Raw genomic sequence first — 21,212 nt, forward strand, 5'->3', positions numbered from 1 at the left:
TGCCGCGGTTGTGTCATAGTCCCGGATCACCGTTGCGGCGATTAGAGTTTCCGGGGGGAGACCTCATGCGACGCTTGCTGACCGCCATTGCCCTTCTGGGTTTTCTGGCGTTGCCCGCATTTGCCTCGGCTCAGGATCTCACGCTCAAGCGGGTGATGTTGTCGTCGGGCGGTCTCGGCTACTTCGAGTACGAGGCGGCGGTCGAAGGCGAGGCACAGCTGAGGCTCACCGTGCCGCTCGACCAGGTCGACGATGTGCTGAAGAGTCTCGTCGTCTACGACGACAAGGGCAATGTCGGCGGTCTCAGCCTGCCGGGCCGCGAGCCGCTCAGGCAGCTCTTCAAGGATCTGCCGTTCGACCAGATGGCGCTCGAGACGCCGGCGACGCTGCTCGATGCGCTGAAGGGGGCCGAGGTTTCCGTTGGCGGCAGCCGGGCGATGACGGGGCGGATCGTGTCGGTCGAGGAAACCGCCGCGCCCGGCGGCAGCGACGGCAAGACCGCCGCAAAGCGCACTCGTGTGACGCTCCTTACCGACCACGGGCTGCAGCAGTTCGTGCTGGAGGAGGCGGAGAGCCTGCAGTTCGCCGATCCGACTCTGCGCGACAAGATCGGCCAGGCTTTGCTTGCTCTGCAGTCCAACCGGGCGAGGGACGCCCGCACGCTCGAGCTTTCGATCCGCGGCGACGGCAAGCGCAACGTGCGCGTCGCCTATATCGTCGCGGTCCCTGTCTGGAAGGCGTCCTATCGGCTCACTCTGCCGCCCGATGCGGGAACGCCGCGGTCGATCCTGCAGGGTTGGGCCACGATCGAGAATTTGAGCGGCCGGGACTGGAAGGATGTCGAGCTGACGCTTGTTTCCGGCCGGCCGGTGGCCTTCCACCAGGCGCTCTACGACGCCTACTACGCCCACCGCCCCGAGCTGCCGATCGAAGTCGCCGGGCGGTTGATGCCGACCGTGGATCGCGGTGCAGTGGCGATGGCCGCGCCGCCCCCGCCGCCCGCGCCGTCTCCGGCTGCTCCCGCGCAACGCTACGGCGAGCAGGCGCCGAAGGCGGCGATCGCCCTGCCGAAGCTTGCCGCCGCCGCCGAGCAGCTCGAAGCGCAGGAGGCGGTGACGCAGGTGACGTTCAAGTTCCCCCGGCCCGTCAGTGTCGAGAACGGCCGCACGCTCTCCGTTCCGTTCCTCGATCGCGAAGTGGCCGGCCAGCGCATCGCGCTCTACCAGCCTGAAACCGCGGCGCGCAATCCGCTCGCGGCCGTGCGCCTCACCAACGACGGCGAGACCGGCCTGCCGCCCGGCATCGTCACCATCTACCAGCGCGGCAAGGGCAGCGACCTCACGTACGCCGGCGATGCCGAGCTTGCCGGCCTGCCGGTCGGAGAGACCCGCCTGCTGCCCTTTGCGCTCGACGACAAGATCACGATCGAGCAGGACGCGGCGCGAACCGAGCAGATCGCAAACGGTACCATCGCCGACGGTGTCCTGCGCTATGGCCGGCGGCAGCGCCAGACGGTCACCTACCGCATTCGCGGACCGTCGCGCGCCACCCGCGACCTGATCGTGACCCAGACGCGCCTGCCGGGCTGGACGCTGGTCAAGCCCGATCCCAAGGGCGTCGAGATCAGTGAGGGCAAGTACCGCCTGCTGTTCAAGCTGGCAGGCGGTGAGCAGACGCAGGTGTTCGACGTGGTCCAGGAGCAGACCCAGCAGCAGGTGCTGCGCCTGATCGACGGACCGGTCGACCAGATCAAGGTCCTCGCCTCGGCACAGGAATTCGACGGCAAGACGCGCGAGGCGCTGGCCAAGGTCGTGCAGCTTCAGCAGGCCGTCGCCGACGCCCGGCGCCAGCTCAAGGAGGTCGAGAGCCAGCACCAGAAGATCGTGCAGGAGCAGGCCCGCGTGCGCGAGAACCTCGCGAGCGTGCCGGCCAACAGCGACCTGCAGCGCCGCTACCTCGGCATGCTCGACCAGCAGGAGGACGATCTTCAGGGCATCGCCAAGAAGCACGAGGACGCGCAAAAGGCGTTCGATGCCGCCCACGACGCTCTTCGCAGCTACGTCTCCAAGCTCGGACAGGGCTAACCGGCACGTAGCGTGCGCACGGCGTCGTCGCGGCGGAAGAGATAGAGCAGGGCGCGCAGCGCCTCGCCGCGCGGCGACCGAAGATCGGGATCGCGCTCGATCGTCAGTCGGGCATCGTCGCGGGCGGCCTCGAGCAGGTCGGCGTGAGCGGAAAGGTCGGCAAGCCGCATATCCGGCAGGCCGCTCTGTCGCGTGCCCAACAGCTCGCCCGCGCCGCGCAGCCGCAAATCCTCCTCGGCGATGCGGAACCCGTCCTCCGTTTCGCGCATGATGCCAAGGCGGGCTCTTGCGGTCTCGCCGAGTGGCTGCGCATAGAGCAGAAGGCAGGTCGACCTGGCGGCGCCGCGGCCGACTCTTCCACGCAACTGATGGAGCTGAGCAAGGCCGAAGCGCTCGGCATGTTCGATCACCATCACTGTCGCCGCCGGCACGTCGACGCCGACCTCGATCACCGTGGTCGCCACCAAGATGGAAAGCCGGCCGTCGGCGAAGGCCGCCATCGCAGCTTCGCGCTCGGCCCCCTTCATCCGCCCATGGACCAGCCCGACCTTGCCGGGAAAGCGCTCACCGAGCAGGCGGTGGCGTTCCTGGGCGTTGGCAAGGTCGACTTCCTCCGACTCCTCGACCAGGGGGCAGACCCAGTATATGCGCGCTCCCGTAGCGATCGTGCGGCCGACGGCATCGACCACCTCGCCGATGCGCTCCAACGGAATGGTGCGGGTATCGATGGGCTGACGACCGGCCGGCTTCTCGGTGAGCTTGGAGACGTCGAGATCGCCATAGGCGGCCAGCATCAGCGTGCGCGGGATCGGTGTTGCCGTCATCACCAGCAGATCGACAGCATGGCTCTTGGACGAGAGCGCCATGCGCTGATGGACGCCAAAGCGATGCTGCTCGTCCACGACGGCAAGGGCCAGGTCCGCGAACTCGACATCCTCCTGCACCAGCGCGTGCGTGCCAACGACGAGCCGGATCGAACCCGACGCCAACCCCTCGAGCGTCGCCTTCTTCTGGCGCTGGCCGTCCCTGCCGGTGAGCAGCGCGAGCGTCACGCCGGCCGCTTCCGCGAGCGGTGCGATGGTGACGTAGTGCTGGCGGGCGAGCAGCTCGGTCGGGGCCATCAATGCGGCCTGCGCGCCTGCTTCCGCCGCAATCAGCATGGCGAGGAAGGCAACCAGGGTCTTGCCGCTGCCGACATCGCCCTGCAGCAGCCGGACCATGCGCTCGGGCCGGGCGAGATCGACGGCGATCTCGTCGATCGCCGCCCTCTGGCTCGCGGTGAGCTCGAAGGGCAGGGAGGCCAGCGCCCGATCGCGCAGATGGCCATCGCCCTTCGTCGAACGCCCTGCCACGGTGCGGTTGTGATGGCGTATGAGAGCGATCGCGAGCTGGCTCGCCAGCAGTTCGTCGAAAGCCAGTCGCGCCCGGGCCGGATGCTGGGGCAGCAGATCGGCTTCCGCGGCCGGCGAGTGCACCTGTTCGAGAGCCGACTTCCAGCCCGGCCAATGCTGACGGGCGAGGTAAGCCGGATCCGTCCATTCGGGCAGGCCCGGCGCACGCTCCACGGCTCCGGCGATCGCCTTCTGCAAAGGCTTCTGGGTAAGGCCGGCCGTCAGGCCGTACACCGGCTCGACGCGCAAGATGGAGTCGCGCTGATCCAGAGGAACGACATGGTCGGGGTGCGTCATCTGCAGCTCGCCCTGGTAGATCTCCACCTTGCCGCTCACCACGCGCACCTCGCCCGGCGGCAACAGCCGCTTCAGGTAATCCTCGCGGCCATTGAAGAAGGCGAGGCAAAGATCACCGCTGTCATCCGAGCACCAGACCCGGTAGGGCTGGCGCGAATTGCGGGGCACGAGATGCTGGCCGACCTTGACCGTGATCGTGGCGACCTCGCCGGCCCTGGCCTCGGCGATCCGGGGGGCCTTGCGCCGGTCGACGACGGCGAAGGGCAGGTGCCACAGCAGGTCCACCACCAGCGGCCCGGCGAGTCTTTCCACGAGCTTGCCCAGGCGCGGCCCGATGCCAGGCAGGGACGTCACTTGGGCGAAGAGGGGGGTGAGGCTCTGCGGACGCATGAGAGGTCTGGTTTCGGGCCGCGTGACTTCGCCATCCCCGCCGCCTATATGCTACGCCCTTTTTCGGCCGAACCCTGGGGAAAAGATGGGCGAAGCTCTCGAACTGGAGACGCGGCGCAAGCGTTTGCTCTATCGCAGTGTCTATCGCGGCAACAAGGAGAACGACATTCTCCTTGGCCAGTTCGCACGCGCCCACATCGCCGAATTCGGCGCCGTCGAGCTCGACCAGTACGAGCGGCTGCTCGAGGTCGGCGACAACGAGATCTTCGACTGGGTCGCCGGCAGGGTGCCCGTGCCGCCGGAGGCCGACACGCCGGTGCTGCGCCGGTTCCTGGCGTTCCGTGTGAGGTTCTGAGTGTCGTCGCTTGCCGAACGTTTGGCCGTGCTGCATCGCAAGGCCGGCCGCTGGACCATCGCCGGCCTGCCCGAGGGCGCCGACGCGCTGGTGCTGAGCGAGATCGTGCGCACCACCGGCGGCCAGGACATTCTGCACGTGGCGCGCGACGGCCAGCGGCTCGAACGCCTGCAGGACGGGCTGCGCTTCTTCGCACCCGGGCGCGAGGTGCTGGTTTTCCCGGCCTGGGACTGCCTGCCCTATGACAGACTGTCGCCTCATCCGGATATCGTCGCCGAGCGGCTGGAGACACTGGCGCGGCTTGCGGCGCCGCGCAAACCGGGAGCGCCGGCCCGGGTGATCCTGGCCTCTGCCGGCGCGGTCCTGCAGCGGGTGCCGCCGCATAACCTCTATGCCGAGGCGGCGACGGTGCTGCGCAAGGGACAGACCGTCGAGGTGGCCTCGCTCACGAAGTTCCTGGGCGAAAACGGCTACGGCCGGGCCGATACGGTCATGGAGCCTGGCGAGTTCGCAGTCCGCGGCGGGCTGGTCGATCTTTTCCCGCCTGGCACGCCCGAGCCGCTGCGCCTCGACCTGTTCGGCGACACGCTCGAAGCGATCCGTTCCTTCGATCCGATGAGCCAGCGCTCGACGGGCGAGCGCGATCTGGTCGTGCTTCTGCCCGTGAGCGAAGTGCTGCTCACGCGCGACAGCATCGCGCGGTTCCGCAGCGGCTATCGCGAGCTGTTCGGCAATGTCGCCGGCGAGGATGTGCTCTACGAGGCCGTGTCCGCCGGCCAGCGCCATGTCGGCATGGAGCACTGGCTGCCTCTGTTTCACGAACGGATGGAGACGATCCTCGATTACTGCCCCGGAGCGATCATCACGAACGATCATCAGCTCAGGGAGGCGCTCGAGGCGCGGCACGAGCTGATCGTCGACTACTACGAGGCGCGCCAGAAGACCGGCGCCAAGGGCGGCATGAGCGGCGGCGCGGACTACAAGCCGATGCCGCCGGAGCGACTCTATCTCAAGCCATCGCAGTGGGAAGCCCTGCTGGAGAACCACAGCGTCGTCCAGTTCACGAGCTTCGATGCGCCGCCCGAGGCCGCCGATGCCATCGATCTGGGCGGGCGGCGCCACGACGGCTTCGCCAAGGCCCGCACCACCCAAGGCGTCAACCTGTTCGACGAGGTTGCCGAGCACATCAAGGCGGCCAACGAGTCGGGGCGGCGTGTTCTGATCGCCAGCTACACTGAAGGGTCGGCGGCGCGCCTGCAGCATCTCCTGCAGGAACATGGCGCGACGACGCCCGTTCCGGTGAACGACTATGCGACAGTGCTGGGCCTGCCGCCTGGTGCAGTCGGCGTCGCGGTCTGGCCTCTGGAGCACGGTTTCATCCTCGACGGGCTGGAAGTCGTCGGCGAGGAGGACATCCTGGGCGACCGGCTCTCCCGGCCGGCCAGGAAGCGCCGCCCCTCGGAGCGGTTCATCGCCGAGGCCTCCGCGCTCAGCGACGGTGATCTCGTCGTGCATCGCGAGCACGGCGTCGGGCGCTACGAAGGGCTGGTCACGCTCGAGATCCAGAATGCGCGCCACGACTGCCTGCGGCTCACCTACGAGGGTGGCGACAAGCTCTTCGTGCCGGTCGAGAACATCGACGTGCTGAGCCGCTACGGAAATGCGGAGGAGGGCGCCCAGCTCGATCGGCTGGGCGGCGTCGCCTGGCAGTCACGCAAGGCCAGGCTCAAGCAGCGCATCGCCGACATGGCCGACCGGCTGATCCGGATCGCCGCCGAGCGCGCCGTCCAGCGCGGCGAGACGATGAGCCCGCCGGAAGGACTCTACGACGAGTTCTGCGCCCGCTTCCCCTACGCCGAGACCGACGACCAGCTGCAGGCGATCGCCGACGTGATCGACGATCTCGGGTCCGGCAAGCCGATGGATCGCCTGGTTTGCGGTGACGTCGGCTTCGGCAAGACCGAAGTGGCGTTGCGCGCCGCTTTCGTGGCGGCGATGTCGGGCAAGCAGGTGGCCGTCATCGGGCCGACGACGCTCTTGGCGCGACAGCATCACCGGACCTTCGTCGAGCGCTTCGAGGGCATGCCGCTCAGGATCGGGCGGCTGTCGCGTCTGGTGAGCGCCAAGGAAGCGAAGGAGACCAAGGCGGGGCTGAAGGAGGGCACGGTCGATATCGTGGTCGGCACGCATGCGCTCCTCGCCAAAAGCATCGAGTTCAAGGATCTCGGCCTGCTCATCGTGGACGAGGAGCAGCATTTCGGCGTCGCCCACAAGGAGCGGCTGAAGGAGCTGCGGGCCGATGTCCATGTGCTGACCCTCACCGCCACGCCCATCCCGCGCACCCTGCAACTGGCTTTGACCGGCGTGCGCGACATGAGCCTGATCGCCACGCCACCGGTGGATCGCCTGGCCGTGCGCACTTTCGTGACGCCGTTCGACCCGGTCACGGTCCGCGAGGCGCTGTTACGCGAGCAGTATCGCGGCGGGCAGAGCTTCTATGTCTGCCCGCGCATCGAGGATCTCGCGGGTGTCGCCGAGCAGTTGCGCGAGCTGGTGCCCGAGATCCGCATGGGCATGGCCCACGGTCGCCTGTCAGCCACCGCGATCGAGAACACGATGCAGGATTTCGTCGACGGCAAGTTCGATGTCCTGTTGTCGACCAACATCGTGGAAAGCGGGCTAGACATCCGCAACGCCAACACGATGATCATCCACCGCGCCGACATGTTCGGCCTGGCGCAGCTCTACCAGCTCCGGGGCCGCATCGGTCGCGGCAAGACCCGGGCCTATGCCTATCTCACCGTGCCGCCGGGCCGGGCGTTGAACGAGGCGGCGTCGAAGCGGCTCGAGGTGATGCAGACGCTCGACACGCTGGGCGCCGGCTTCCAGCTCGCGAGCCACGACCTCGACATCCGGGGCGCCGGCAATCTCCTGGGCGAGGAGCAGTCCGGCCATATCCGCGAGGTCGGCATCGAGCTCTACCAGCAGCTCCTCGAGGAGGCCGTGGCGTCCGCGCGCGGTCGCGCGCAGGAGGCGGCACGGGCCGAATGGTCGCCGCAGCTCAATCTCGGCATTCCCGTCCTGATTCCCGAAGAGTACGTCGCCGACCTTTCCGTCCGCATGGGGCTCTACCGGCGGCTCGGCAGCCTGACCAGCCAGGACGACATCGATGCCTTTGCCGCCGAGCTGGTGGACCGCTTCGGCAAGATGCCGCCCGAGGCCGAGTTCCTGCTGAAGACCGTGTCGCTGAAGCTCCTGTGTCGCGCCGCCTCGGTCGAGAAGATCGATGCGGGCGAGAAGGCCGTCGTCTTCAGCTTCCACGACAACAGGTTCCCCAAGCCCGACCGCCTGATCGGCTGGATCCAGAAGAACGCGCCTCTGGTCAAGGCGAGGCCCGACCAGCGCGTGATCGTGCAGCGCGTCTGGCCGGACGAGCGCCAGCGGCTTTCCGGCGTGACCGGGATCGTTTCCGCGATGGCGAAGCTCGCGGCTTGAGAAGCGGGAGCGCCGCCCGCCTGGCGCAGCGCAGCAACCAATCCCTGAGCCGCGTGTCGCCGCAGGCGCGGGCCAGGGCGAGCGCTCCGACGGCCAGGATGGCCACGGTGGTCGCATCGGCATCGAGCCGGCGTCCTCGCCGGCCGCGGGCCAGCTCTCCGATCAGGGCGTAGAGGATGTTGGCATAGGCCAGACGCGCCGCCATCGGCGCGCGAGCGACGTCGCCCGGGAGCGACGCCAGCGTGCATGCCTGGGCATTGGCCGCAAGCGCCGCCTTGTCGAGGTAGAGGGCGAGGGCCGTCTCCGCATCCGAGGCGCGCACCGCGGCCAGCAGGCCGTGCCCGGCGAGGATCACTTCGGCAAAAAGATCGCCCTTCGACCTGAAGTGGGCATAGAAGGCGCCGCGCGTGAGGCCGGCCGCCAGCATGATGTCGTCGATGTTGGTGCCGGCATAGCCGCGCAACCGGAACAGGCGGGCGGCATGCTCGAAGATCTCGGCCCTGGTGCGGGCCTTGCGTGCGGCGCTGACGGGCACCTTACCTTCAGGATATGCCGATCAACATATCATATTCTCATTAACATAGGACCTGGTGTTCGTCACTCCAGGCAACCGTTCCCGGTGCTCCAAACGTGGCGAACGATCCTTGATCTATCGCAAGGTCCACCGCTTCGTTCAGGACGACATGGCTTCCGAGGCTGGCCTGTCGCCGTATGCACCGTTGTCGAGGGCGGAGACGGTATGTGCGGAAATGCGTATGGACGTGCTTTCGGGTCCATGTAAGCTCCTGGCAGGATTTCATGGTCTCACCTGGGCGATTTACGGGGGAGAACAGCGTGTCTGGCCGGCGTAACATCATCGTGCTGATCGTCACCACCTGGGCGTTCACCATATGCTTCGCGGTGTGGATGATGTTCGGGGTAATCGGCATTCCTCTGCGCCGCGAGCTGCAGCTCGATTCGACGCAGTTCGGGCTACTGACAGCCACGCCGATCCTCACCGGCTCTCTTTTCCGATTGCCGCTCGGCCTCTGGACCGATCGCGTCGGCGGCCGCATCCTCATGACGTTGCTGCTGGTGCTGTGTGCGGTCCCGCTCTGGTTCGCGGCCGACGCGACGGCCTTCTGGCAGTTTCTCCTGCTCGGCCTGGCGCTGGGGCTGGTCGGCGCGTCCTTCTCGGTCGGCACGCCCTATGTGGCGCGCTTCTTTCCGCCGGAGCGGCGCGGCCTCGCCATGGGCGTGTTCGGCGCGGGAACCGTCGGCGCGGCGCTCAACATGTTTGTCGCGCCGTCACTGATGAACGCCTATGGCTGGCAGGCGGTGCCGCGCACCTATGCGACGGCCCTTTTGCTCACTGCAGCGATCTTCTGGCTCCTGTCGGCGCCGGATCCGGGTGCCGGCAAGGCCGGGGGCTCGCTGCGTCAGCAGTTGGCCGTCATGCGCGACCGGCGCGTCTGGAAGTACTGCCAGTACTACTCCATCGTGTTCGGCGGCTTCACCGCCCTGTCGGTCTGGATGCCGCAGTATTTCGTGAGCGAATACGGCTTCTCTGTCACGCAGGCGGCATTGCTGGCGGCCAGCTTTTCGCTGCCGGGGGGGCTGCTGCGAAGCGTCGGCGGCGCGCTGTCGGATCGTTTCGGCGCCCACGAAGTGACCTGGTGGGTGCTGTGGGTTGCCTGGATTGCCCTGTTCCTGCTGTCCTATCCGCACACCGACTTCGCGATCCGCACGGTCGACGGCACCAGGAGCTTCACCATCGCGCTGTCGCCGTGGCTGTTCTGCGGCCTTCTTTTCATCGTCGGCATTGCCTTCGCCTTCGGCATGGCCTCGACCTTCAAGTACATCGGCATGGATTTCCCGCAGGACATCGGTGCCGTCAGCGGCCTCGTCGGAATGGTGGGCGGTCTGGGCGGCTTTCTTCTGCCGATCATGTTCGGCCGTCTGCTGGATTGGCTCGGCTTCAACTCGAGCATCTTCATGCTGCTCTACGGTATCGTTGCCGTGTCCCTGATGCTCAGCTACCTGACGGAAGTCCGGCGCGCCCCGGTGATGGGAGAGACCGTCGAGCCGCTGGCAACGCGGCCCTGATCCGGACGGGCGAGGAGAAGCGACATGAGTCATTTTCTGGAACGTTTCGCCTATCTCACCCGCCGGCACGAGCCCTTTGCCGACGGGCATGGCGAGCTGCGCGACGAGGACCGGATGTGGGAGGAGGGTTATCGTCAGCGCTGGCAACACGACAAGATCGTGCGTTCGACCCACGGCGTGAACTGCACCGGTTCATGCAGCTGGAAAATCTACGTCAAGAGCGGCGTCGTCACCTGGGAAACCCAGCAGACGGACTATCCGCGCACACGCCCCGGTCTTCCCAACCACGAACCTCGCGGCTGCTCGCGCGGCGCCTCTTACAGTTGGTACCTCTACAGCGCGAGCCGCATCAAGTATCCGATGGTGCGTGGGCGGCTGGTCCGGGCATGGCGCGAGGCGCGCAAGACGCAGGGGCCGGTGGAGGCCTGGGCCGCGATCGTCGGCGACGACGAAACCGCGAAGGCGTACAAGGCCGTGCGCGGCCGCGGCGGGTTCGTGCGCTCGAGCTGGGAAGAGGTGAGCGAGATCATTGCCGCCGCCAATGTCTACACGATCAAGCGCTGGGGACCGGACCGCGTGGTCGGTTTCTCGCCCATCCCGGCCATGTCGATGGTCTCCTATGCCTCGGGTGCGCGCTATCTCAGCCTCATTGGCGGCACGCTTCTTTCCTTCTACGACTGGTACTGCGACCTGCCGCCGTCGAGCCCGCAGACCTGGGGCGAGCAGACCGACGTTCCGGAATCGGCCGACTGGTACAATTCCGGCTACATCATCGCCTGGGGCTCCAACGTGCCGCAGACGCGTACGCCCGACGCGCATTTCTTCGTCGAGTCCCGCTACAACGGCACCAAGGTCGTCACCATCACGCCGGACTATGCGGAGGTGGCCAAGTTCGCCGACCTGTGGCTGCATCCCAAGCAGGGCACGGACGCCGCTCTCGCGATGGCCATGGGCCACGTGATCCTGCGCGAGTTCTTCCTTGATCGCGAAGTGCCGTATTTCCAGGACTACTGCCGCCGCTATACCGACATGCCGATGCTGGTGCGGCTGCGCCAGGACGGTGGGCGCTGGGTGCCGGATCGCTATGTCCGCCACAGTGATCTGACGGATGCACCGGTGTCGGGCCGTGCCGCATGGAAGACGGTCGGTGTGGCCGAGGCAACGGGCAACCTCGTCGTTCCACAGGGATCGATCGGCTACCGCTGGCCGATGGCGGGCGAGGCGTCGGGACGGTGGAATCTCGAGGCGAAGGACGGGGAGACCGGCGAGGAGGTCCGCCTCGCGCTGAGCCTGATCGACCGCCGCGATGACGTTGTGCCCGTCGCCTTCCCCTATTTCGGCGGCCGGCCGCACGAGCACTTCTCGGCGAACGCCCAAGATGGCGACGTTTTGCTGCGCCATGTCCCTGTGCGCCGCGTCAGGCTTGCCGACGGGGACGCGGCGGTCGCAACGGTATTCGATCTCCTCTGCGGCAACTATGGCCTGGATCGGGGCCTTGGCGGCCAATGCGCCAAGGGCTTCGACGACGACGTGCCCTATACGCCGGCGTGGCAGGAGCCGATCACCGGCGTGGCGGCGGCGCAGGCGATCACCGTCGCGCGCGGCTTCGCCGAGAATGCCGAGAAGACCAGGGGCCGCTCGATGGTCATCATCGGCGCCGGCATGAACCACTGGTATCATCAGGACATGGGCTATCGCAGCATCATCAACATGCTGATGATGTGCGGCACGATCGGCGTCTCGGGCGGCGGCTGGGCCCACTATGTCGGACAGGAGAAGCTCAGGCCGCAGACCGGCTGGACGATGCTCGCCTTCGCGCTCGACTGGGTCCGCCCGCCGCGACAGATGAACGGCACGTCGTTCTTCTATGCCCACAGCGACCAGTGGCGCTACGAGAGGCTCGACGTCTCGGAACTCCTGTCACCGCTCGCCGATCCGGCGGCATACCGCGGCAGCATCATCGATTTCAATGTCCGCGCCGAGCGCATGGGCTGGCTGCCGTCCGCGCCACAGCTCGCCACCAATCCGTTGACGATCGCGGCCGACGCCGAAAGGGCCGGAGTCGACGTGAAGGATCATGTCGTCGCCGGTCTCAAATCGGGCGCCCTTGCCATGGCCTGCGAGGATCCGGACAATCCGGCGAACTTCCCGCGCAACCTCTTCATCTGGCGTTCGAACCTGTTCGGATCGTCCGGCAAGGGCCACGAATACTTCCTTCGCCACTTCCTCGGAACCCGCAACGGCCTGCAGGGGAAGGATCTGGGCGAGATGGGCGGCGCGAAGCCCCACGACGTCGCGTGGCGCGATGCCGCGCCCGAGGGCAAGCTCGACCTGGTGGTGACGCTCGACTTCCGCATGTCGACGAGCTGTCTTTACTCCGACATCGTGCTGCCGACAGCGACCTGGTACGAGAAGAACGATCTCAACACCTCCGACATGCATCCCTTCATCCATCCGCTGTCGACGGCGGTGGATCCGGTTTGGGAATCGCGCAGCGACTGGGAGACCTACAAGACGATCGCCCGGCGCTTCTCCGAGCTGGCGGCGGGTCATCTCGGCGTGGAGCGCGACGTCGTGCTCACGCCGATCCAGCACGACACGCCCGGCGAGCTCGCGCAGCCGTTCGACGTCAAGGACTGGAAAAAGGGCGAGTGCGATCTCGTCGCGGGCGTCACCGCGCCCCAGATCGCCGTGGTCGAAAGGGACTATCCGAACACCTACAGCCGCTTCACCTCCCTCGGGCCGCTCGCCGAGAGGCTCGGCAATGGCGGCAAGGGCATCTCCTGGAACACGGCCGACGAGGTCCGCGGCCTCGGCGAGCTGAACTATCGCGTCGACGAGGGGAAACCGGCCGCCGGCCGGCCGCGCATCGAGACCGACGTCGATGCCGCCGAAACCATCCTCTACCTCGCGCCCGAGACCAACGGCGAGGTGGCCGTCAAGGCGTGGGAAGCGCTCGGCAAGGTGACCGGCCGCGACCACAGCCATCTCGCGATGAAGCGCGAGGACGAGAAGATCCGTTTCCGCGACATCCAGGCGCAACCGCGCAAGATCATCTCGTCGCCGACCTGGTCGGGTATCGAGAGCGAGCATGTGAGCTACACCTCCAACTACACCAACATCCATGAACTGATCCCGTGGCGTACGCTCACCGGCCGCCAGCAATTTTACCAGGATCACCCGTGGCTTAGGGATTTCGGCGAAGGCTTCGCCGTCTATCGACCACCGATCGACACCCGCTCGGCCGCCAGCATGATCGGCACCCGCTCCAACGGCGAGAAGGAGATCGTGCTCAACTTCATCACACCGCATCAGAAGTGGGGCATTCATTCGACCTACACCGACAATCTCCTGATGCTGACTCTGTCACGCGGCGGGCCGATCGTGTGGATCTCGGAGATCGATGCCGGCAAGGCGGGCATTGTCGACAACGACTGGATCGAGCTGTTCAACGTGAATGGCGCCATCGCCGCCCGCGCCGTCGTCAGCCAGCGCGTCAAGGAGGGCATGTGCATGATGTATCATGCACAGGAGAAGATCGTGAACGTGCCGGGCTCGCAGATCACCGGCTTGCGCGGCGGCATCCACAATTCGGTGACGCGAACCGTGCTCAAGCCGACGCACATGGTGGGCGGCTACGCCCATCTCGCCTACGGCTTCAACTACTACGGCACGGTCGGCTCGAACCGCGACGAGTTCGTCATCGTCCGCAAGCTCGTCAAGATCGACTGGATGGACCACAGCAATCCCGTCGACCGCGCCACCAGGGAGACAGCGTCATGAAGGTCCGTGCCCAGATCGCCATGGTGATGAACCTCGACAAGTGCATCGGCTGCCATACCTGCTCCGTCACCTGCAAGAACGTGTGGACCTCGCGCCAGGGCATGGAATACGCCTGGTTCAACAACGTCGAGACCAAGCCGGGTGTCGGCTATCCCAAGGACTGGGAGAACCAGAAGCGCTGGCGCGGCGGCTGGGAGCGCAAGAAGAACGGCAAGATCGTGCCCAAGCAGGGCGGCCGCCTCGCGATCCTCGCCAGGATCTTCGCCAATCCGAACCTGCCCGAGATCGACGACTACTACGAGCCCTTCACCTTCGACTACGAGCACCTGCACAAGGCGCCGGAGCTGCCGACCACGCCGGTCGCCCGGCCGCTTTCCCTCGTCACCGGACGTCCCATGGAGAAGATCGAGTGGGGCCCGAACTGGGAGGAGATCCTCGGCGGCGAGTTCGACAAGCGTTCGCAGGATTACAACTTCGAGGCCGTCCAGAAGGACATCTACGGCCAGTTCGAGAACACCTTCATGATGTACCTGCCGCGGCTCTGCGAGCACTGCCTCAATCCGAGCTGCGTGGCGTCCTGTCCCTCGGGCTCGATCTACAAGCGCGAGGAGGACGGCATCGTCCTGATCGACCAGGACAAGTGCCGCGGCTGGCGCATGTGCGTGTCGGGATGCCCGTACAAGAAGATCTACTACAACTGGACCTCGGGGAAGGCGGAGAAGTGCATCTTCTGCTATCCGCGCATCGAGGCCGGCCAGCCGACCGTCTGCTCGGAAACCTGCGTGGGTCGCATCCGCTATCTCGGCGTGCTGCTCTACGATGCCGACGGGATCGAGCGGGCGGCTTCGGTCGAGGACGAGAAGGACCTCTACGAGGCGCAGCTCGCGCTCTTCCTCGACCCCAACGATCCGGCGGTCGAGGCACAGGCCCGCGCCGACGGCGTGCCCGATGCCTGGCTGGAAGCGGCTAAGCGCTCGCCGGCCTACAAGATGGCCGTCGACTGGAAGATCGCCTTTCCGCTGCACCCCGAGTATCGCACCCTGCCGATGGTCTGGTACGTGCCGCCATTGTCGCCGATCCAGTCGCATGCCAATGCCGGCGCGATCGACACGATCGGCGAGCTGCCGGACGTCCGGTCGTTGCGCATCCCGGTGCGCTATCTTGCCAATCTCCTGACCGCGGGCGCGGAGGAGCCGATCGTCGTGGCGCTGGAGCGCTTGTTCGCCATGCGCCTCCACTACCGCCAGCGCCAGCTGGGCGAAGGCGACGGCCAGGCGGTGCTGAAGCAGGCCGGGCTCAGCCTCGCCCAGGTCGAGGACATGCACCGCTATCTTTCGATCGCCAACTACGAGGACCGCTTCGTCATTCCGACCAGCCACCGCGAGGATGCCGAAGATGCCTACGGCTTGAAAGGCTCGTGCGGCTTCACCTTCGGCAACGGCTGCGACTTCGGGCCGCCGCATTCGACCCTGTTCGGCGGTAAGATGGGCCGCCGCAAGCTCAACCCCATGCGGCCGCTGGACACTTAGGATCCGGGCCATGACCCAGCTGCTGTTCAAGGCCTTCAGCGCACTGCTTTCCTATCCAACCGCCGAGATGCGGCAGGCGCTGCCGGAGATCGCCGATGTGATCCGCGGCTCGGCCCTGGTCGCGCCGCGCGAGCGGACGGCGCTTCTGGCGCTGGTCGAGGAGATCGGCAGCGACGACCTGCTGTCGGCGCAGGAGCACTATGTCGATCTGTTCGACCGCGGCAGGGCGCTCTCGCTGCATCTGTTCGAGCACCTGCACGGCGAGAGCCGGGACCGCGGCTCGGCCATGGTGGAGCTCAAGCAGCTCTATGCCGCCGCCGGCTTCGAGCTCACGGCGCGCGAGTTGCCGGACTATCTTCCCGTCGTGCTCGAGTATCTGAGCTGCCGCGACATGGCGGAGGCGGGCGAGATGCTGGCCGATTGCGCCGACATCCTGAGGACCATCGCGCGTGCCTTGATCGCCCGCCGCAGCCGATACGCCGCCGTCCTGCAAGCCCTGATCGTCATTGCCGGCGAGAAGCCGGTCGACGCAGCGGCGGTGCCGCCGGTCAGGGAGCGCCACGAGGCGCTCGACCGGGATTGGCTCGAGCAGCCGGCCTTCGCCGACCCGATGGGACGTCGGTAGGCTTCTGTAGGGAGGAAACGCCCGTGTCCAACGTCTATGTCAACGCGCTTCTCTTCGGCATCTATCCCTACATCTGCCTGGTGGTCCTGCTGATCGGCAGCCTGATCCGCTTCGACCGTGAGCCCTACACCTGGAAAAGCGATTCCTCGCAGATGCTGCGGGCGGGCCAGCTGCGCCTCGGATCGAACCTGTTCCACTATGGCGTCATCACCGTGATCCTCGGCCATTTCGTGGGCTTCCTCGCGCCGCACTGGGCGGTCGACTGGGCGCTCGATCCTGTCGCCCACCAGCTTCTGGCCATGGTCGTCGGCGGAATCGCGGGCTTGGTGGCCATCGTCGGCCTCTCGATCCTGATCTACCGCCGCCTCGCCGATCCGCGCATCCGGCTGAACAGCCGCAAATGGGACATTGCCGTCACCTTCATGCTCTGGCTGCAGCTCGCGCTCGGCCTCCTGACGGTGCCGTTGTCGGCGTTCCATATGGACGGCGCCCTGTTCGAGACCCTGACGAGCTACGTGAAGGGGATCGTGACGCTGGACGGCGGCGCCGCCGGCCTCATGGTCGGCGTTCCGCTCACCTACAAGCTCCATATCCTGCTCGGCTTCACGCTTTTCCTGATCTCGCCGTTCACGCGCATGATCCATATCTGGAGCGGGGCCGGGGCGCTCGCCTATCTGTTCCGCCCCTACCAGATCGTCCGCAGCCCCAAGACGCGGGCACGCGAGCCGGTCCGGTCATGACCGTATCGGTGAACGGCATCGCCGTGGCCGCCGACACCGCCGTGTCGGCCGAGATGGCGGCCGTGCGCGAGCTCCTGCGCCAGCGGGCCGTGGCGGTCGGCCTGCTCGCCAGCGAGTCGGCGGGCGAGGAGGAGGTGGGGCGGGCGATCGAAGCGTTGCTCGCACGCGAGGTCGCGACGCCCGAGCCGACCGAAGCCGAATGTCGGCGCCACTACGAGCAGCACCGGGAGACCTACGGAAGCGGCGACCTGGTCCATGCGCGCCATATCCTGTTCCAGGTGACACCGCGCGTGAATGTCGCCGAAATCCGCGCCCGCGCCGAAAGCGCGCTGAACGAGCTCCTGCGCGAGCCCGACCGTTTTGCCGCCATGGCCGCGGAGCTGTCGAACTGCCCGTCCGGCCAGCATGGCGGCAATCTCGGGCAGATCGGCCGCGGCGACACGGTGCCGGAATTCGAGAACGTCCTGTTCCGCCTGGATGCGGTCGGGCTCCTGCCGCAGCTCGTGAAGACGCGCTTCGGCTTCCATATCGTGGCGGTCGACAGGGCCATCCCCGGCGACGTCCCGCCCTTCGAGGCGGTGCGCGAGCGGGTGGCCGAGACGCTTCGAAGCACCGTCGAGGAGCGGGCGCTTCGACAGTATGTCTCGATCCTGGCCAGCCAGGCCGAGATCGTCGGCGCTCACATAGAGGCCGCCACGTCGCCGCTGGTGCAGTGAGGTTGCCGTAGAGCGGGTACCCATCGGAGCGCGCCACGACAGTGGCGCAATCATGAGCGCCGCTGGAATTCGTCACCAGCCAGGTGCGGACCCTCGGGAGTGAAACTGCGCTGCCTGCCGCAAAGCGGGTGTCATCCCGAGCGCAAGGGAGGGATCCTTGATCGGCGCCAACCAAAGATCCCTCGCTGCGCTCGGGATGATACGGAGATGGCTGGAGCGCCCGCTCTTGTTTCTTGTTAGTGGCGCGCTCCCTTGAGCGGGTGTCAGACCGTCGATTGCGCGGCGCTGGTGGCGGCGTCGCGTTCGGCGAGGTTGAAGACCTCGACGAAGGCCGAAGGCGGCTGAGCGCCCGACACGGCGTACTTGCGGTTGACGATGAAGCAGGGCACGCCGTTGATGCCCAGACGACGGGCGTAGACGTCCGACGCCACGACCTCCTGGCGGCCCTCGTCGCTCTGCAGGAAGCGGCGGGAAAGGTCCATGTCGAGGCCGGCGCGGGCGGCGCATTCGACCAGGACCTCGAGGTCGCCGATATCCAGCCCCTCCTCGAAATAGGCCTTGAACAGCTCGCCCACCATCTCGTCCTGCCGTTCGTTCTTGGCGCTCCAGTGGACCAGCCGGTGCGACAGAACCGTGTTGGGCGTGCGCCGGATGCGCGCGAACTGGAACTCGATGCCGGCCTCGCGACCGCTTTCCGCGATCGCCTGGTAGATCTGGCGCGGCCGATCGCCGCCGCCGAACTTGGCGCGCACATAGTCGTCGCGCGTCATGCCCTCGGCCGGCATGTCGGGATTGAGCTGGAACGGCCGCCAGGACACCGCGATGTCGTTGCGGCCGCTCATCGCGAGAGCCCGCTCGAAGCGCCGCTTGCCGATGTAGCACCATGGACAGATGGTGTCGGAGACGATGTCGACGAAGATCATGCAGTGACCCTACGCCTTTCCCGCCGGTGCAGGAAGACGGCGCTTGCCGCCACGATGGCGAGCGCCCCGCTGGAGAGCCAGGCCGCCGCCGGCCAACCGCCCGATGAGACGAGGGCAGCCGTCACCGGCGGCCCCAGCAGCGCGCCGATGTTCGAGCCCTGCATCAGAAGCCCGGTCGCGGCGCCCACGAGCTGCGGGCGAGGGGCATGGATCGGGATGGCGGTGAAGAGCGCGCCGGGAACGACGCCGATGGCGGCGGAGTAGATGCCGGCCAGGATCAGCCGAACGAGATCCGGCACGCCATCGACGAAGATGCCGCCGGCGCAGAACACCATCGGCACGGCGGCTCCCACGATCAGCGCCACGCGAGCGACGCCGCGGCCGAGCAGCATGCCGGCGGCGAGGTTCCCGCCGACATTCACGAACGTCACCAGGGCCGTCACGATCGCCGCCGTCGAGGCATCGAACTTCAGGCGCTCAATCTGCAGCGTCGGCAGGAAGCCCACGATGGCGTACCAGCAGCTCGAATAGGCGGCGAAGCACAGCGCGGTGGCGAGTGGGCCGCCGCTGGTCGCCACTTCGAGCATGTCGCGCCAGACCGACCGGGTCGCGGTCGCCGTCGGCTCGGCCGCCTGCGACAGCGGCGGGCGCAGCAGCAGGGCCAGCAGCATGACCGCCGAGGCGGCCGCGGCCACCAGCCACACGACCCGCCACGAGGCGAGCGGAAGGATCAGGGCGGCCGCGAACATCATCGTGCCGGCGCCGGCGGGCATATAGGCGGTCCAGAGCGACATGGCCCGGCGGGCGTCGGCGGGGGCGGCAATGCGCAGCAGCAGCGGTGGCGCCGACACGGTGATCGCAATGAACCCCAAACCTTCGACGAAGCGGCTGGCGAGGAGCTGCCCGACGTCGCCCGCAAGAGCGCCGAACAGGCTCGCCAGCAGGCATATCGCCGTGCCGGCCAGCACCAGCCGGCGATGGCCGAAGCGGTCGGCCGTGAGCGCGATCGCCATGCCGCCGACCGCCGTCATGAGATTGATGACCGACAGCAGCCAGCCGCCCTGACGCAGCGTCGCGTCGAGATCGGCCCGGACCGCGGGCAGGGCGGGCGGCATCTTGCCGACATGGAAGGCGGCGACGATGCCGCTTGCCACCAGCAGCCCGACCAGGGTCCAGTCGGTCCGCCGCTCCATGCTCAGTACTGCACTCGTGTCGTGATGGCGCCGTCGACGATGAAATTGACGCCGGTGACGAACGAGGCCTGTCGGCCGGCCAAGAAGACGACCGGGGCGGCCACTTCCTGCGGCGTTCCCATGCGCCCCATCGGATTGCGCTCCAGCGTGCGCTTGTAGCGCTCGCTGCCGGCATCGCGCTGGCGGCCCCAGGTGTTGCCGTCCTCGAGGATCGAGCCCGGCGAGACCATGTTCACGCGCACGCCCTTGGGTGCCATCTCGATCGCCAGCGACTTCACGAACGGCACCAGGGCCGCCTTCACCGAGCGGTAGGGCTGGACCGGTCCCGGACCCGCCTCGTTCAGCGACACCGTGCCGATCACGGTGCAAGTGGCGCCCGACCCGCTCTTCAGGAGATGCGGCATCGCGTGGCGCACCGATTCGACGGTCGAGACGATGTCGATCTCGATGCTCTTGCGCCAGCCTTCGGGCGTGTCGTCGGTGCCGAGGGCGCTGACATTGGCGACGAAATGGTCGATGCCGCCCTCGGCCGCGAAGCCGTCGATCCACTTCCTGAGCGCGGGATCGTCGGTGACGTCGAGCGCCGTGCCCTGCACACGCCCTTTCCTCGCGCGCCACTCCTCCTCGCGCTGCTTCACGAGCCTGGCATCGCGCGCGCAGAAGCCGACGATCGCGCCTTCGGCGACGAAGGCGTCGACGATGGCGCGGCCGATGCTCTTGGTGCCGCCGGTGATCAGCACGCGCTTGTCCTCGAGACCCAGGTCCATGGTTCCTCCGCAAGAAAGGCTCGCTTATAAGGCGGGCAATCAAACGCGGGAGCGGCGAGGATGTCCAAGCTATTCGATCTCGGTGGCAAGGTGGCCCTGGTCACCGGCGCCTCGTCCGGCCTCGGCGCGCATTTCGCGAAATGTCTGGGCGAGGCGGGCGCTTCGGTCGTGCTGGCCGCGCGCCGGGCAGACCGGCTTCAATCTCTACAGGCGGAACTCGCGCAGAAGAACATTGCGGCGAAGGCCGTCGATCTCGATGTGCAGTCGTCCGAATCGATCACCGCGGCGCTCGAAGCGGCGGGATCGCTCGATATCGTCGTCAACAATGCCGGCATCTCGATCGTGAAACCCGCCCTCGACATGCCGGAGAAGGACTGGGACGCCGTCGTCGACACCAACCTGCGCGGGGCATGGCTTGTCGCCCAGGGCGCCGCCAGGCGCTGGGTGACGCAGAAGCGGCCAGGCTCGATCGTCAACATCGCCTCGATCCTGGGCCTGCGCACCATCGGGCAGGTGGCGCCCTACAACGCCTCCAAGGCCGGCCTGATCCATCTCACGCGCGCGCTGGCGATGGAATGGGCGCGTTACCGCATTCGCGTCAACGCGATCTGCCCGGGCTATATCGAGACCGAGATGAACAGCGCCTTCTGGAAGACGCCGGGCGGCCAGAAGCTGATCGAGCGCATTCCCCAGCGCCGCATCGGCCAGCCCGAGCATCTCGACGGCGCGCTGCTGCTGCTCGCGTCGGAGGCCGGCACCTTCATGACCGGCAGCGTGCTCACCGTCGATGGCGGCCACACCGTGAGCTCGCTCTGAGACGTTGCTCGGTGCGTCATCCC

Annotated in this window: 15 protein-coding genes; 10 read left to right on the forward strand and 5 right to left on the reverse strand. The window is 67.2% G+C overall.

Annotation, left to right across the window (positions count from 1 at the left end; genetic code table 11):
- Nucleotides 1-65 precede the first annotated feature (65 nt).
- Nucleotides 66-2,084 carry a DUF4139 domain-containing protein gene (locus OJF58_RS23870; protein ID WP_300780369.1) on the forward strand — a complete coding sequence of 673 codons (2,019 nt, stop codon included), beginning with the start codon at nucleotides 66-68 and terminating at the stop codon, nucleotides 2,082-2,084.
- Here the strand turns inward: OJF58_RS23870 and recG are convergent.
- Nucleotides 2,081-4,162 carry an ATP-dependent DNA helicase RecG gene (gene recG, locus OJF58_RS23875; protein WP_300780370.1) on the reverse strand — a complete coding sequence of 694 codons (2,082 nt, stop codon included), beginning with the start codon at nucleotides 4,160-4,162 and terminating at the stop codon, nucleotides 2,081-2,083. The genes OJF58_RS23870 and recG overlap by 4 nt on opposite strands.
- Before the next feature lie 85 nt (nucleotides 4,163-4,247).
- Here recG and OJF58_RS23880 point away from each other — a divergent pair, with 85 nt between their 5' ends.
- Together OJF58_RS23880 and mfd are read left to right on the forward strand one after the other, a co-directional pair.
- Entirely contained in the window at nucleotides 4,248-4,517 is a 270-nt protein-coding gene (locus OJF58_RS23880; protein ID WP_300780371.1) for a succinate dehydrogenase assembly factor 2, read from the forward strand.
- On the forward strand, nucleotides 4,518-8,012 hold the full coding sequence (gene mfd, locus OJF58_RS23885) for a transcription-repair coupling factor (protein ID WP_300780372.1): 3,495 nt from the start codon (nucleotides 4,518-4,520) through the stop codon (nucleotides 8,010-8,012).
- Here mfd and OJF58_RS23890 read toward each other — a convergent pair.
- Nucleotides 7,900-8,547: a TetR family transcriptional regulator gene (locus tag OJF58_RS23890; RefSeq protein WP_300780373.1), complete on the reverse strand. Its 648-nt coding sequence runs from the start codon at nucleotides 8,545-8,547 to the stop codon at nucleotides 7,900-7,902. The two genes, mfd and OJF58_RS23890, sit on opposite strands and share 113 nt — an antisense overlap.
- 299 nt (nucleotides 8,548-8,846) lie before the next feature.
- Between OJF58_RS23890 and OJF58_RS23895 the strand changes: the two genes are divergently transcribed.
- Genes OJF58_RS23895 through OJF58_RS23920 form a run of 6 tightly spaced genes read left to right on the forward strand, consistent with a single transcriptional unit; the run spans nucleotide 8,847 to nucleotide 17,490 of the window.
- Nucleotides 8,847-10,097 (forward strand): MFS transporter, encoded by a 1,251-nt coding sequence (locus OJF58_RS23895; protein ID WP_300780374.1) that lies wholly within the window; start codon nucleotides 8,847-8,849, stop codon nucleotides 10,095-10,097.
- Nucleotides 10,098-10,121: 24 nt separating this feature from the next.
- Nucleotides 10,122-13,880, forward strand: a complete 3,759-nt coding sequence (locus tag OJF58_RS23900; protein WP_300780375.1) for a nitrate reductase subunit alpha — start codon at nucleotides 10,122-10,124, stop codon at nucleotides 13,878-13,880.
- The gene (gene narH, locus OJF58_RS23905) at nucleotides 13,877-15,409 is read left to right on the forward strand and encodes a nitrate reductase subunit beta (RefSeq protein WP_300780376.1); all 1,533 of its coding nucleotides are present in this window, start codon (nucleotides 13,877-13,879) and stop codon (nucleotides 15,407-15,409) included. Before OJF58_RS23900 ends, narH begins: the two co-directional genes overlap by 4 nt.
- Nucleotides 15,410-15,419: 10 nt before the next feature.
- On the forward strand, nucleotides 15,420-16,034 hold the full coding sequence (gene narJ, locus OJF58_RS23910) for a nitrate reductase molybdenum cofactor assembly chaperone (RefSeq protein ID WP_300780377.1): 615 nt from the start codon (nucleotides 15,420-15,422) through the stop codon (nucleotides 16,032-16,034).
- A gap of 23 nt (nucleotides 16,035-16,057) precedes the next feature.
- Nucleotides 16,058-16,774 (forward strand): respiratory nitrate reductase subunit gamma, encoded by a 717-nt coding sequence (gene narI, locus OJF58_RS23915; protein WP_300780378.1) that lies wholly within the window; start codon nucleotides 16,058-16,060, stop codon nucleotides 16,772-16,774.
- Nucleotides 16,771-17,490, forward strand: a complete 720-nt coding sequence (locus OJF58_RS23920; protein ID WP_300780379.1) for a peptidylprolyl isomerase — start codon at nucleotides 16,771-16,773, stop codon at nucleotides 17,488-17,490. The genes narI and OJF58_RS23920 overlap by 4 nt, the downstream gene beginning before the upstream one ends.
- A 263-nt stretch (nucleotides 17,491-17,753) precedes the next feature.
- Here the strand turns inward: OJF58_RS23920 and OJF58_RS23925 are convergent, their stop codons facing one another.
- Genes OJF58_RS23925 through OJF58_RS23935 form a run of 3 tightly spaced genes read right to left on the reverse strand, consistent with a single transcriptional unit; the run spans nucleotide 17,754 to nucleotide 20,373 of the window.
- A complete protein-coding gene (locus OJF58_RS23925; RefSeq protein ID WP_300780380.1) occupies nucleotides 17,754-18,413 on the reverse strand; it encodes a DsbA family oxidoreductase in 660 nt (219 codons plus the stop codon).
- The gene (locus OJF58_RS23930; protein WP_300780381.1) at nucleotides 18,410-19,606 is read right to left on the reverse strand and encodes an MFS transporter; all 1,197 of its coding nucleotides are present in this window, start codon (nucleotides 19,604-19,606) and stop codon (nucleotides 18,410-18,412) included. Before OJF58_RS23930 ends, OJF58_RS23925 begins: the two co-directional genes overlap by 4 nt.
- 2 nt (nucleotides 19,607-19,608) lie before the next feature.
- Complete coding sequence (locus OJF58_RS23935) at nucleotides 19,609-20,373, reverse strand: SDR family oxidoreductase (protein WP_300780382.1); 765 nt, start codon at nucleotides 20,371-20,373, stop codon at nucleotides 19,609-19,611.
- A 60-nt stretch (nucleotides 20,374-20,433) separates the two neighbouring features.
- Here OJF58_RS23935 and OJF58_RS23940 point away from each other — a divergent pair, with 60 nt between their 5' ends.
- Nucleotides 20,434-21,189 (forward strand): glucose 1-dehydrogenase, encoded by a 756-nt coding sequence (locus OJF58_RS23940; protein ID WP_300780383.1) that lies wholly within the window; start codon nucleotides 20,434-20,436, stop codon nucleotides 21,187-21,189.
- The last annotated feature ends 23 nt before the right edge of the window (nucleotides 21,190-21,212 follow it).

The organism is Enhydrobacter sp. (genome assembly GCF_030246845.1).
Classification (GTDB): Bacteria; Pseudomonadota; Alphaproteobacteria; order Reyranellales; family Reyranellaceae; genus Reyranella.